This window comes from Kitasatospora sp. NPDC041988, from assembly GCF_055588525.1.
On the sequence record NZ_JBVJCO010000048.1, the window covers coordinates 14,139 to 27,692 of the forward strand.

General features: G+C 71.8%; 10 protein-coding genes. 7 read left to right on the forward strand and 3 right to left on the reverse strand.

Annotation, left to right across the window (positions count from 1 at the left end; translation table 11 throughout):
* Positions 1-95 precede the first annotated feature (95 nt).
* Complete coding sequence (locus ACZ6NC_RS33870) at positions 96-431, forward strand: DUF2218 domain-containing protein (RefSeq protein WP_465737695.1); 336 nt, start codon at positions 96-98, stop codon at positions 429-431.
* Here ACZ6NC_RS33870 and ACZ6NC_RS33875 read toward each other — a convergent pair.
* Both ACZ6NC_RS33875 and gabT read right to left on the reverse strand, forming a co-directional pair.
* A complete protein-coding gene (locus ACZ6NC_RS33875; protein ID WP_465737696.1) occupies positions 428-1,030 on the reverse strand; it encodes a phosphatase PAP2 family protein in 603 nt (200 codons plus the stop codon). The two genes, ACZ6NC_RS33870 and ACZ6NC_RS33875, sit on opposite strands and share 4 nt — an antisense overlap.
* Before the next feature lie 496 nt (positions 1,031-1,526).
* Entirely contained in the window at positions 1,527-2,882 is a 1,356-nt protein-coding gene (gene gabT, locus ACZ6NC_RS33880; RefSeq protein WP_465737697.1) for a 4-aminobutyrate--2-oxoglutarate transaminase, read from the reverse strand.
* A gap of 239 nt (positions 2,883-3,121) precedes the next feature.
* On the opposite strand from gabT, the gene ACZ6NC_RS33885 reads away from it, so the two are divergent.
* The 3 genes from ACZ6NC_RS33885 (at position 3,122) to ACZ6NC_RS33895 (ending at position 8,633) form a co-directional block, all read left to right on the forward strand.
* Positions 3,122-5,209, forward strand: a complete 2,088-nt coding sequence (locus tag ACZ6NC_RS33885) for an ATP-binding protein (RefSeq protein ID WP_465737698.1) — start codon at positions 3,122-3,124, stop codon at positions 5,207-5,209.
* 173 nt (positions 5,210-5,382) lie between these two features.
* A complete protein-coding gene (locus ACZ6NC_RS33890; RefSeq protein WP_465737699.1) occupies positions 5,383-6,948 on the forward strand; it encodes a PucR family transcriptional regulator in 1,566 nt (521 codons plus the stop codon).
* Positions 6,949-7,190: 242 nt separating this feature from the next.
* The gene (locus ACZ6NC_RS33895) at positions 7,191-8,633 is read left to right on the forward strand and encodes an aldehyde dehydrogenase family protein (protein WP_465737700.1); all 1,443 of its coding nucleotides are present in this window, start codon (positions 7,191-7,193) and stop codon (positions 8,631-8,633) included.
* A 73-nt stretch (positions 8,634-8,706) separates the two neighbouring features.
* On the opposite strand, the gene ACZ6NC_RS33900 is transcribed toward ACZ6NC_RS33895, so the two are convergent.
* Positions 8,707-9,372 carry an NAD(P)-binding oxidoreductase gene (locus tag ACZ6NC_RS33900; RefSeq protein ID WP_465737701.1) on the reverse strand — a complete coding sequence of 222 codons (666 nt, stop codon included), beginning with the start codon at positions 9,370-9,372 and terminating at the stop codon, positions 8,707-8,709.
* An 86-nt stretch (positions 9,373-9,458) separates the two neighbouring features.
* Here ACZ6NC_RS33900 and dxr point away from each other — a divergent pair, with 86 nt between their 5' ends.
* The 3 genes from dxr to ispG all read left to right on the forward strand — a co-directional run bounded on the left by dxr (position 9,459) and on the right by ispG (position 13,426).
* The gene (gene dxr / locus ACZ6NC_RS33905) at positions 9,459-10,688 is read left to right on the forward strand and encodes a 1-deoxy-D-xylulose-5-phosphate reductoisomerase (RefSeq protein WP_465737702.1); all 1,230 of its coding nucleotides are present in this window, start codon (positions 9,459-9,461) and stop codon (positions 10,686-10,688) included.
* A gap of 127 nt (positions 10,689-10,815) precedes the next feature.
* Positions 10,816-12,123 (forward strand): M50 family metallopeptidase, encoded by a 1,308-nt coding sequence (locus tag ACZ6NC_RS33910; RefSeq protein ID WP_465737703.1) that lies wholly within the window; start codon positions 10,816-10,818, stop codon positions 12,121-12,123.
* Positions 12,124-12,265: 142 nt separating this feature from the next.
* Positions 12,266-13,426 (forward strand): flavodoxin-dependent (E)-4-hydroxy-3-methylbut-2-enyl-diphosphate synthase, encoded by a 1,161-nt coding sequence (gene ispG / locus ACZ6NC_RS33915; RefSeq protein WP_465737704.1) that lies wholly within the window; start codon positions 12,266-12,268, stop codon positions 13,424-13,426.
* The last annotated feature ends 128 nt before the right edge of the window (positions 13,427-13,554 follow it).

A 13,554-nucleotide genomic window follows, 5' to 3' on the forward strand; every position in this document is an offset into this window, starting at 1 on the left:
GTGCCGAAAAGATGTTGAGTAAAGCTCAGTATCTGGGTTAGCGTAGCCCCAAGTGAGGGCACCCTAAGTTCCCTCCATCGATCCCTGGAGGGCCCGTGCCCCGTTCCGAAGCCCGCGTCGCCACCGACCGCCCCGCCCGCTACGCCAAGCAGCTCGCCGCCCACATGGGCCGCAAGATCGAAGCCCACTGGTCCGACGAGACCGGCCGCGGCACCCTCACCTTCGGCGCCGGCACCGCCACCCTGGAAGCCGCACCGGATGCCCTGCTGCTCGCCGTCGAGGGCGAGACCGAGAACCTGCCCGGCCTGGAGGACGTCGTCGGCCGCCACCTCGTCCGCTTCGGCGCCCGCGACGAACTGGTCGTCGAGTGGCGCCGTGACAACGGCGAGGCCGGCCACGTCCACCGCAACGACGAGCCCGCCGAGGGTTAAGCCCTGCGCGGCGGAAGCCACCGGGCGAGCGCCCAGAACGCCAGCCCGCCCAGGCACCAGCTGGCCACCACGTCCAGCAGCCAGTGGTAGTCGCTCCACACCAGCCCGAGGCCGACCCCGACCGCCAGCAGCGCGGCCGCCGCGTACAGCCGGCGCCGGGCCGCGGCACCCGCCGTCCGGGCGAGCAGCAGTGCGGCCACGCCGTACGAGAAGGTCGCCGTCGCCGTGTGCCCGGACGGGTACCAGCCCCACTGGTCCGGCGCCAGCGGCGCCCCGAACGGGCCCGGCCGGGCGAACCAGGCCTTCGCCGGCACCACCAGCAGCGGGATCAGCCCGGCCGTCAGCACCGCCACCACCACCGGCAGCCACCGGCGCGGCGCCCCGGCCCGGCGGGCCCGCCAGCCGGCCAGCGCCCCGCCGGCCAGCAGCACCGGGATCGCCGGAACCGAACTGCCCAGGTCCGAGAGCGCCTTGCCGACGTGGTTGAGCAGGGTGCTGTGCAACTCGTGCCGGGTCTCCCGGACGGTGTGCCGGGCCCAGCGGTCCAGGCCCAGCAGCGGCCCGTCGACGGCCACCTGCCAGGACACCAGCACCAGCACCACGCCCAGCAGAACCGGCAGCGCGGCCGAGGCGCCGAACCGGCCGAAAACGCGAAGTGGCCGCCCCGGAGCAGGGGGGAGAGCTCCGGGGCGGCTCTGATGATCGCCGTTCCGCGCGCCCCGGGGGGTGTGGGTCGGACGGTCGGTCGATCGGCCTTCGGTGTGCACCGGCCCTTGCGGGACGGCCTGGTTGTCCTCACGGCCGACACGCGGACCCGCCGCTGAGGGCGGTGCCGCGGACGGGTCCGCCAATGGCTGAGGCTCGCTGTCCATCTGTCATGACACTACGTCAACGGCCGTGCCGCTCCGAGTAGCTTCAGCGATTCCGCACAGCATCTTCACCCCGGTCGGACCAGGGTTCGGACACCCCCGCACACCAGGCCGAACCGGGCCGCGACAGCCGAACGGCCCGCGGGGACGAGAGTCCCCACGGGCCGTTCAGCGCTGTCCGGACATCCCTCCGGCGGTCTGTGTCGCCCCGCGGGGCGCCGCCGGCTCAGGCGGTGGTGACGCCCTGGAGCGAGAAGGCACCCTCGAGGATGTCCAGGCCCTCGTTCAGCAGGTGCTCCGGCATGACCAGCGGCGGCAGGAAGCGCAGCACGTTGCCGTAGGTACCGGCGGTCAGCACCACCAGACCCTCGGCGTGGCACGCCTTGGCGATGGCCGCGGTGGCCTCCGCGTTCGCCTCCTTGGTGCCCGGCTTCACCAGCTCGATCGCGATCATCGCGCCGCGGCCGCGGACCTCGCCGATGATGTCGAACTTCTCCTGCATCGCCCGCAGGCGGTCCAGCATGATCTCGCCGATCCGCTGCGCCTTGCCGTTGAGGTCCAGCTCCTTCATCGTCTCGATGGAGCCCAGCGCGGCGGCACACGCCACCGGGTTGCCACCGTAGGTGCCGCCCAGGCCGCCCGCGTGCGCGGCGTCCATGATCTCGGCGCGACCGGTCACCGCGGCCAGCGGCAGACCGCCGGCGATGCCCTTGGCGGTGGTGATCAGGTCCGGGACGATGCCCTCGTCGTCACAGGCGAACCACTGGCCGGTCCGGCAGAAGCCGGTCTGGATCTCGTCCGCGACGAACACGATGCCATTGGCCTTCGCGAACTCCACGATCGCCGGCAGGAAGCCCTTGGCCGGCTCGATGAAGCCGCCCTCGCCCTGGATCGGCTCGATGATGATCGCGGCGACGTTGTCGGCGCCGATTTGCTTGGTGATGATCTCGATCGCCTGGGCGGCGGCCTCGGCGGCGCAGTTCTCCGCACCGGTCAGCCAGCGGTACGGGTAGGCCACCGGCACCCGGTAGATCTCCGGGGCGAACGGACCGAAGCCCTGCTTGTACGGCATGTTCTTCGCCGTCAGACCCATGGTGAGGTTGGTGCGGCCGTGGTAACCGTGGTCGAACACCACGACGGCGGTGCGCTTGGTGTAGGCGCGGGCGATCTTCACCGCGTTCTCGACCGCCTCGGCGCCCGAGTTGAACAGCGCGGTGCGCTTGTCGTGGTCACCCGGGGTCAGCTCGTTGAGCTGCTCGGCCACGGCCACGTAACCCTCGTACGGGGTCACCATGAAACAGGTGTGGGTGAAGGCGGCCAACTGCTCGGTCGCCTTGGCCACCACGGCCTCGGCACTGTTGCCGACATTGGTCACGGCGATGCCGGAGCCGAAGTCGATCAGCGAGTTGCCGTCCACGTCCTCCAGCACACCGCCGTTGGCGCGGGACACGTACACCGGCAGGGTGGTGCCGACGCCGGCCGCCACCGCACCCAGCTTGCGGGCCTGCAGCTCCTGCGACTTCGGACCGGGGATCGCGGTGACCAGGCGGCGCTCCTGCGGGAGCGGCGTTGCGGCGCTCATGGGTTTCTCCAGACTTCTCGGCTCGGTGTTCGCAGGCTACGGCCGCCCTCCCCGCCCAGGCATGCGCCACTCGGTAGCACTGGGCCGTCCGACTTGTCCGGGGCGGCCAGCGCGGGTGGTGCGACTACCCGCAGGCTCCGCTCCACTACATTGAGCGCGGGCGTGTCGCGGATACGGCGGCATGGGTATGGCGGCACCGACGACGGTCGGGCCGGGCGGGCGAGGGAGCGGGGCCGTACATGGAACTGGACGGGGCACACGGCCACGGCGAGCGGACCACCACCAGACCCCCCACACCCCTGCCCCACCCCCGACCCGCCTTCGACCTCCCCACCTGGGTCGCCGCCCCCCGCCCCGAAGCCCCCCCGGGCATCTACCGCCAGGGCTACCGGCAGGTCGACCCGGAGCAAGCCGAAGAGGCGAAGGTGCCTACCGGTCCGCTGCTGGTGCGGGCTGCCTTGAACGTGATCGCAACCATTGCCACCTACTACATCGGCACCGTTGTGTTGATGTATGCGGCGGGGTTCTTGCTTCGCTGGTTTGACGGAACATCTCCCGAGCAGTTCGATGTCGTGCAGGTCCTGATCAACCTGGTCACCATCAGCTGTGCGGCGGCGGTCTTCTGGCGGACGGGCCGGTGGCGGGAGGTGGCCCGCCGATTCCTCACCCGCTCCGGCTGGCGGCAGAACATTGCCCCCGTGCTGGCACGAGCCATCACCCATGAAGGGCCGGGACCCGTCAAGCCGATGACGCCGCCGGAGGCGGTACCGGTGGCGGACCCATGGCTTGCCCAACGTATTGGCGGAGCCGAGGCGGCGGCAGGCAGGCTCGACCGGGAAGCGGTCGGGGACGTGGACTATGTGCGGATTCAGCGGGCATGGGAGTCGGCCCAGGCCGACCGCGTGTTCGTGCCGGCTTTTGTGGACCAGGTGATGGCCCGGGGTGCGGCAGCGTTCAGCCATCCGTCGGGGAGCCGAGAGCTGCCCGGGCGGGCGGCGCATCACGATCTGCTGGTACAGCAGGTGCGGCTCGGGACGACGCAGGATGTTCCGAAGAACTCGCAGACCTACCGGACGACCGGGTTTGCACTCGATCCGACCTTGCTGGGCACCTCGCTGCTGGCGGTGGGCCCGGCGGGCACGGGCAAGACGGCCCGGCTGGCTCGGCCTGCCGTCGAGGCGCTCTGTCTTCAGGCACTGGCGGGGACTGCGTGTGCGGTGGCGATCGGGGCTGCGGACGCCGATCTCGGCCCCGACACCTGGTACGACGTAGTGATCGCGCCGGGGGAACCGGGTTCGGCCTACGGGCTGGACCTCTACGGAGCCACGCAGGATCCTGACGAGGCTGCCGCCCGGTTGGCGGATGCACTGCTGCCGGACGAGCTGACCGCACGAGCGGAGAGCGCCCGCATGGCACTCCAGCAGGTGGTGGGCCCGTTCCACGTTGCCTACGGCCGCTACCCCGGTGTGCGAGAGCTGCGAGGGCTGCTCTCGGGTGAGGCGGACGTGAGGGACGCGCTGGTGAAGGCCTTGCGCGTGGCGGGCCGACTGGCGACCTACGAGCGGGACCTTGAGCATCGTGACCTGCAACGGGGCAGGGCGGACGACCCGGGCGCGCTGCTGGCGGACCGGCTGGCACTGCTGGACAGGCCGGCCTTCGAGGGGGCGTTCATGACGGACGGCTCCGGTCGGCCGCCGTTCGCGATGCGCGCCCTTGATCACCCGCTACGGGTCCGGGTGAAGCTGCCGGAGCGCAGTCACCCGGAGGCGGCGCGGATTCTGTCTCGACTGGTGGTGGGTCAGTTCGTTCTGGCGGCGGTTGCCCGCGAGGATCGTTCGCTCTTCGCGGGCCTCGTGGTGGATGACGCGTCGGCAGCACTCGATGCGAGTACGGTGCGAGGCCTGCAACGGATGCGCGGCGCAAACGCCGGTGCGGTTCTGTTGCTGCGCACACTCATGGACCTGCCGGAGTCGCTGCGGACCCCGTTGTTCGGTGCCGTCGGGTGCCGAATGGTCTTTCCCGGCATCGCACCGTGGGATGGAAAGTTCTTTTCCGAAGCCTGGGGCACTCACGTGATCCACGAGAAGGTCGTCACCCATGTCCCGCAGACGGAGGGCGGCGCCCTCAGGCGGGCCGGGCGGTTGGGGCGGAAGGCGTTGTCGGGGACGACCGCGCAGACCGAGTCGGTGACGACCCGGGATGTGGAGCGGTTGCGCTGGTCGCCGTCGGATCTGGCGCACGCGTTGCCGGCGGGGCACGCGGTGGTGTCGTTGACGGCGGTGTCGGGTGAGCAGGTGCCGCCGTTGCTGGTGGATCTGCGGGGCTGAAGCTCGCCTTCGAGGTGGATTCGGCAGTGCGGGTTGTCCGGGGCGTCCATAATGAGGGGAGAGACTCCCCCTCGACTCCCGCCCCGAACCAGAAGCCACTGAAGCCCCAGCTCCCTCTGCCCTCTCCTCGCCCGGCCGCAACGGCGCGGTCAGGTCGTTCCCTCGAAGGTGCCATGCCTCCCACACTCGCCTCCGTCGTCCGCAACACCTCGCTCCATCTGACGGTCCTCGCCGGTGCGGACCATCTGGAGCGGCCGGTCCGCTGGGTGCACACCAGCGAGCTGGACGACCCGACGCCGTTCCTCGAGGGTGGCGAGCTGCTGCTCACCACCGGTATCAAGCTGGGCCGTACCGCTGCCCAGCTCCAGGCGTACGTGCACCGGCTGGCCGATGCGGGCGTGGTGGGGCTGGGTCTGGGGGTCGGGCTGTCGCACACGGAGGTGCCGCAGCCGCTGGTGGACGCGGCGGCGCAGCGTGGGCTGCCGCTGTTGCGGGTGCCGGAGCCGACGCCGTTCATCGCGATCAGCAAGGTGGTGTCGGCGGCGTTGGCGGCCGAGCAGTACGAGGCGGTGACGACCAGTTTCGAGGCGCAGGAGGAGCTGACCCGGGCGGCGCTGGGCAAGGACGGCACCACGGCGGTGGTGCGCCGGCTGGCGGCGCGGCTGGGTGGTTGGGCGGCGTTGTACGACGGGTCGGGTGCACTGTCAGTGGTAGCGCCGGACTGGGCGGCCCGCCGGGCGGGCCGGCTGGCGGCCGAGGTGGACCGGCTGCGCCGGCGCCCGGCACCGTCGAGTGCGGCGTTGCAGGGGCGTTCGCCGGGGATAGACACGGCGGACGAGGACTACGTGGTGGTCCAGTCGCTGGGGGCGGACCGGCGGGCCCGGGGCTTCCTGGCGGTGGGGACCGAGGACCGGATCACCCCGACCGAGCGGTATGTGCTGAATGCGGCGGTGGCGCTGCTGACCCTCACCCTGGAGCGCTCGCGCGAGCTGCGGCAGGCTGAGGAGCGGATGGGCGCGGCGCTGTTGCGGATGGTGCTGGCGGGTGAGGTGGCGACGGCCCGGCAGGTGGCGGCGGGGCTGTTCGGCGGTCTGCCGGAGGGGACGGTCCGGGTCATGGTGGCGGGCGCCGGGCAGGGCGTGGATGCCGCGGAGGCGCTGGGCGAGCTGGGTGACCGGGCGGAGCAGGCCGGTGCCCGGGTGGGCGAGAAGCTGCTGGTGGCGCGGGAGGACGGCGCGCACGGGGCGCGGCTGATGGTGCTGGCGCTGGACAACGGTGCGGTGCACCGGGCCTGTCTCGGGGTGGTGGAGGAGCACGAGGGGCTGTCGCTGGGTGTCTCGGCGCCGGCCGCGCTGGAGGAGGCGGGGACGGCGCACGCGCAGGCGGAGCGGGCGCTGGCGGTGGCGTTGCGTGGCGGTCGCCGGTCGGTGGACCACGAGGAGGTGGGCGCGGGTTCGCTGCTGCCGCTGCTCGGGGAGGACGCGGTGACGGCGTTCGCGGAGGGGCTGCTGCGTCCGTTGCGGGAGCACGACCGTACGGCGCGCGGTGACCTGGTGGCCTCGCTGCGGGCCTGGCTCTCCAGACACGGGCAGTGGGACGCGGCCGCCGCCGATCTCGGTGTGCACCGGCACACCCTGCGGTACCGGATGCGGCGGGTCGAGGAGTTGCTGGGCCGTTCGCTGGACGACACGGACGTGCGGATGGAGCTCTGGCTGGCGCTCCGCTCCGGCGAGGAGTAACACCGGCTCCAGCGGGAAGCGGCCCGGCCATCCGACCCCGGCCCCCTGCTACCCCGCTCCGGCGGGCCCGCGCCCGCCCCGGCCCACCCCCGCCGGCCCGTCCGGCTGGACGCTGTGGAGTGCGCGCGGGGGCGAACGCTACTCCGTGGCCAATCCGGGTCGGTGCGCCACCGCCCTACCCTCGGTTTCAGGTTCCACGTCCGTGGGGCCGTGAGGATGACGAGGAGAGGGCCGGTACCACGGTGACCACCACGTACGAATTCTGGCTGGCCGGCCGCCGGGCGAGCGGCGACGCCGACTTCGAGGTGCACAACAGCTGGGACGGCCGCCTGGTCGGCAAGGTCAGCGTGCCGACCGAGGCCCAGGTCGAGGAGGCGCTGGACGCCGCCGTGGCCGCGCTTCCGGTGTTCGCCGCGACCCCCGCGCACGTGCGTGCCGCCGCGCTGGACCACGTGGCCAAGCGCCTGGCCGAGCGCACCGAGGAGATCGCCCGGCTGATCACTGCCGAGAACGGCAAGCCGATCAAGTGGGCCCGCGGTGAGGTCGGCCGTGCCGTCTCCGTCTTCCGTTGGGCGGCCGAGGAGGCCCGCCGGACCAACGGCGAGACCATGCGGCTGGACACCGACCCGGGCGGCGTCGGCCGTTTCGCGGTGGTGCGCAAGTTCCCGCGCGGCGTGGTGCTGGGCATCGCCCCGTTCAACTTCCCGCTGAACCTGGTCGCCCACAAGGTCGCCCCGGCGATCGCGGTCGGCGCCCCGATCATCCTCAAGCCGGCTCCGGCCACCCCGCTCTCGGCGATGGTGCTGGGCGAGATCCTGGCCGAGACGGACCTGCCGGCCGGCTCCTGGAGCGTCCTGCCGGTGCCGAACGACCGGATGCCCGCCCTGGTGCAGGACCCGCGCCTGCCGGTGATCTCCTTCACCGGTTCGGACAAGGTCGGCTACCAGATCATGGACTCGGTGCCGCGCAAGCACACCACTCTGGAGCTGGGCGGAAACGCCGCGGCCGTGGTGCTCGCCGACTGGTCCTCCGAGGCCGACCTGGACTGGGCCGCCACCCGGATCGCGATGTTCGCCAACTACCAGGGCGGCCAGTCGTGCATCTCGGTGCAGCGCGTGATCGCCGACGCGTCCGTCTACGACGTGCTGGTGGAGAAGGTCGTGGCCAAGGTCCGCGCCCAGGTCACCGGTGACCCCAACGACGACGCCACCGATGTCGGCCCGCTGGTCGACGAGAACGCCGCCAAGCGGGTGGAGTCCTGGGTGGACGACGCCGTCGCCAAGGGCGCCAAGGTGCTCACCGGTGGTACCCGCGAGGGTGCGACCTACGCGCCGACCGTGCTGGCCGACCTGCCGGCCGACGCGATCCTGGCCAAGGCCGAGGTGTTCGGCCCGGTCCTGTCGCTGCACAAGGTGGACGGTACCGACGAGGCGTTCGCCGCCGTCAACGACTCGGCCTTCGGCCTGCAGGCGGGCGTCTTCACCCGTGACCTGCAGACCGCATTCCGCGCCCAGCGGGAGCTGGAGGTCGGCGGCGTGATCATCGGTGACGCCCCGTCCTACCGCGCCGACCAGATGCCGTACGGCGGCGTCAAGGACTCCGGCGTCGGCCGCGAGGGCGTCAAGTACGCGATGGACGACTACACCGTCGAGAAGGTCCTGGTCCTCACCGGCCTGGACCTCTAGGACGACACACCGAGGGGCCCGGTACCGCGCGGAAGCGGTGCCGGGCCCCTCGGCATGCCGTCGGCCGGGCCGGTCAGACGTGCCCGGCGGCGGCCGCGACGGCCTCCGCGACGGTGGCGTTGCCGGAGACCAGTTCCAGGGTCTGCCCGGAGGTGCCCGGTTCGTGCAGCAGCGCGGCCAGGACGGCGGCCACGTCGGCCCGGTCCACCGCGCCGCGCCCGACGGACGGGGCGAGGCGGACCAGGCCGGTGCCGGGTCCGTCGGTGAGCCGGCCGGGGCGCAGCACCGTCCAGTCCAGCGTGGTGCGGGCCCGGACGGCGTCGTCGGCGGCGCCCTTGGCCTGCAGGTAGGTCTCGAAGACCGGGTCGGCGGGGTGGTGGGCGTCGGCGGCGGCGCCCATCGAGGAGATGATCAGGTAGCGCCGTACGCCGGCGAGCTCGGCGGCGTCGGCGAGCAGCACGGCCGCGTCGCGGTCGACGGTGTTCTTGCGGTCGGCGCCGCTGCCCGGGCCGGCGCCGGCGGCGAAGACCACGGCGTCGGCGCCGGTGAGCAGCTGGGCGAGTTCGGGGGCGGTGGAGTGCTCCAGGTCGAGCAATAGCGGCTCGGCTCCGGCGTCCACCAGGTCCTCGGCCTGTTCAGGGCGGCGGATGATCCCGGCGGGCCGGTCGCCGCGCTCGGCGAGCAGCCGTTCCAGCTTGAGCGCGATCTGTCCGTGGCCTCCGGCGATGACGGTACGCATGGCTTCGACGGTAGCCGGGGCGCCTGGCGGCGTCCTGTGGAGGAGGGGCGTCCCGGGGAGGCCGGCGGGCAGGACACAATGGGCGCATGACTTCGCTCGCCCACCCGCAGCTGCGCTTCACCCCCGCGGTGAAGGACCCTTCCGCTCCCCGGGAGCTGGTGATCCTCGGCTCCACCGGTTCGATCGGCACCCAGGCCATCGACGTGGTGCGCCGCAACCCGCACCGGTTCCGTGTGGTCGCCCTGTCGGCGGCCGGCGGCCGGGTGGAGCTGCTCGCCGAGCAGGCCCTGGAGCTGGGCGTGCACACGGTGGCGGTCGCCGACCCGGCGGCCGAGCCGGCGCTGCGCGAGGCGCTGGCGGCGAAGGCGGCCGGCCGGGCGCTGCCCGCCGTGCTGGCGGGCCCGGACGCGGCCACCGAGCTGGCCGCGATGGAGTGCCACTCGGTGCTGAACGGCATCACCGGTTCGATCGGCCTGCGTCCGACGCTGGCCGCGCTGGAGGCGGGCCGGGTGCTGGTGCTGGCCAACAAGGAGTCGCTGATCGTCGGTGGTCCGCTGGTGAAGGCGGTCGCGAAGCCCGGGCAGATCGTGCCGGTGGACTCGGAGCACGCCGCGCTGTTCCAGGCGCTGGCCGGCGGTACCCGGGCGGAGGTCCGCAAGCTGGTGGTGACCGCCAGTGGCGGCCCGTTCCGCAACCGGACGCGTGAGCAGCTGGCCGGCGTCACCCCGAAGGACGCGCTGGCGCACCCGACCTGGGCGATGGGCCCGGTGGTGACGATCAACTCGGCCACCCTGGTCAACAAGGGCCTTGAGGTGATCGAGGCGCACCTGCTCTACGACGTGCCGTTCGAGCGGATCGAGGTCGTGGTCCATCCGCAGTCGGTCGTGCACTCGATGGTGGAGTTCACGGACGGGTCGACGCTGGCGCAGGCCAGCCCGCCGGACATGCGGATGCCGATCGCGCTGGGCATCGGCTGGCCGGACCGGGTCCCGGACGCGGCGCCCGCCTGCGACTGGACCAAGGCGGCCACCTGGGAGTTCTTCCCGCTGGACAACGAGGCCTTCCCGGCGGTCGAGCTGGCCCGTGAGGCGGGGTCGCTGGGCGGCACCGTCCCGGCCGTCTTCAACGCGGCGAACGAGGAGTGTGTGGAGGCGTTCCTGAACGGCCGCCTCGCCTTCACGGGAATCGTGGACACTGTTGCCAAGGTCGTGGCCGAGCACGGGGCGCCGGCGTCGGGAACTTCTCTGACCGTCGAGGACGTCCTGCACGCGGAGGACTGGGCCCGCGCCCGGGCCCGCGAGCTGGCGGCGGGCTGACGGCTCCGGGCGTGGTACCGCGGCACGACTGGCCGTCGTACGGTAGGTCGCCCCTGCCGTACGACGCTCTACGGCACGATGCGGTACGACAAGACGACGAGCGGAGCGGCATGACGGAGGGCCAGTGGTGGCAACGGTTTTGACGGTGGTCGGCATCCTGGTCTTCGCGGTCGGGTTGCTGATCTCGATCGCCTGGCACGAGCTCGGCCACCTCTCCACGGCCAAGCTGTTCGGCATCAGGGTGCCGCAGTACATGGTCGGCTTCGGCCCGACGGTCTGGTCCCGGAAGAAGGGCGAGACCGAGTACGGCATCAAGGCGATCCCGCTGGGCGGGTACATCCGCATGATCGGGATGTTCCCGCCCGGCGAGGACGGGCGGATCACCAAGCGCAGCAGCTCGCCGTTCCGGACGATGATCGAGGACGCCCGGGAGGCCTCCTACGAGGAGCTCCAGGAGGGTGACGAGAACCGGCTCTTCTACACCCGCAAGCCGTGGAAGCGCGTCATCGTCATGTTCGCCGGGCCGTTCATGAACCTGGTCCTGGCCTTCGGGCTGTTCCTGACGGTGAACATGGGCTTCGGTCAGCCCACCTCGCTGCCGACCATCGGCTCGGTCTCCCAGTGCATCGTCAAGGCCGGGCAGCCCACCGACGTCTGCCCCACCGACGCGCCGCCGACGCCGGCCTTCCAGGTGGGGCTGAAGCAGGGCGACAAGGTGCTCTCCTTCGACGGCGACCGGATCCGTGACTACGAGCAGCTCCAGGCGGACATCCGCAAGTCGGCCGGCCGCGAGGTGCCGATCGTGGTCGAGCGAGACGGGAAGCAGCTCACGCTCACCCCCACGATCGCCGTCAACTCCGTGCAGAAGTTCGACGGCAACAACATGCCGGTCAAGGGCGAGACCGTGCAGGCGGGCTTCCTCGGCTTCACCCCGCAGCGCGCGATCGTCCAGCAGACCTTCGGGCAGTCCCTCGACCGGATGTACGACATGGGCGAGAACGGGGTGAAGTCGCTGGTGGCCCTGCCCGGCAAGATTCCGGGGCTGTGGAACGCCGTCGTCGGCGACGCCCCGCGCGACGTCGACTCGCCGATCGGCATGGTCGGTGCCGCCCGGGTCAGCGGCGAGATCTTCTCGAACGACGGGATCTCCGGCAGCCAGCGGATCGCGATCTCCGTGAACGTGCTGGCCGGCGTCAACCTGTCGCTCTTCCTGTTCAACATGCTGCCGCTGCTCCCACTGGACGGCGGCCACATCGCCGGCGCGGTCTGGGAGGCGGTCCGCCGCCGCTTCGCACAGCTGTTCAAGCGGCCCGACCCCGGCCCGTTCGACGTCGCCCGGCTGATGCCGCTGGCCTACGTGGTGGCCAGCATCTTCATCGGCTTCACCCTGCTGGTGCTGGTCGCCGACCTGGTGAACCCGGTCAAGATCAGCTGACGGTGCGGGTACGGCTGGTGTGCCCGGGGCCACCACCGTGCCGTACCGTTGGAGGCCGGGTGCGCGTTCATCGGCGCGCCCGGCCCCGGCCTTCCCGAACGGCCGGACCGACCTCACCTCAACCCCGGGGAACCCTGCGCACATGACCGCGATCTCGCTCGGTATTCCGTCCCTGCCGCTCAAGCCGCTCGCCAAGCGCCGTTTCTCCCGGCAGATCATGGTCGGCAACGTGCCGGTAGGCGGCGACGCCCCCGTCTCCGTGCAGTCCATGACCACCACGGTGACCGCGGACATCAACGCCACGCTGCAGCAGATCGCGGAGCTGACCGCGTCCGGCTGCCAGATCGTCCGGGTGGCCTGCCCGTCGCAGGACGACGCCGACGCGCTGCCGATCATCGCCAAGAAGTCGAAGATCCCGGTCATCGCGGACATCCACTTCCAGCCGAAGTACGTCTTCGCCGCGATCGACGCCGGCTGCGCCGCCGTCCGTGTCAACCCGGGCAACATCAAGGCCTTCGACGACAAGGTCGGCGAGATCGCCAAGGCCGCCAAGGACGCCGGGGTCCCGATCCGGATCGGCGTCAACGCCGGCTCGCTCGACAAGCGCCTCCTGGAGAAGTACGGCCGGGCCACCCCCGAGGCGCTGGTCGAGTCCGCGCTCTGGGAGTGCTCGCTGTTCGAGGAGCACGACTTCCGCGACATCAAGATCTCGGTCAAGCACAACGACCCGGTCGTGATGATCAACGCCTACCGCCAGCTCGCGGCCGCCTGCGACTACCCGCTGCACCTCGGCGTCACCGAGGCCGGGCCGGCGTTCCAGGGCACCATCAAGTCCGCGGTCGCCTTCGGCGCGCTGCTCGCCGAGGGCATCGGCGACACCATCCGGGTCTCGCTCTCCGCCCCGCCGGCCGAGGAGATCAAGGTCGGCAACCAGATCCTGGAGTCGCTCGGCCTGCGCGAGCGGGGCCTGGAGATCGTCTCCTGCCCGTCCTGCGGCCGCGCCCAGGTCGACGTCTACAAGCTCGCCGAGGAGGTCACCGCCGGCCTGGAGGGCATGGAGGTGCCGCTGCGCGTCGCCGTCATGGGCTGCGTCGTCAACGGTCCGGGCGAGGCCCGTGAGGCCGACCTCGGCGTCGCCTCCGGCAACGGCAAGGGCCAGATCTTCGTCAAGGGCGAGGTCATCAAGACCGTCCCCGAGTCGAAGATCGTCGAGACGCTGATCGAGGAGGCCCTCAAGCTCGCCGAGCAGATGCAGGCCGAGGGCGTCGAGTCGGGTGCCCCGACCGTGACCGCTGCGGAGTGACCAGCGGACAGTAGTCTTCCGGAAGCGGGGGGGGGCGGTGTGGGGCGACCCCGGGGGAATAGGCCGGTGGGGGCAGGGAGGGGGGTGGGGTCAGCGTCGTGCCAATGCGGTGCTTTCTTTCCGCTTCC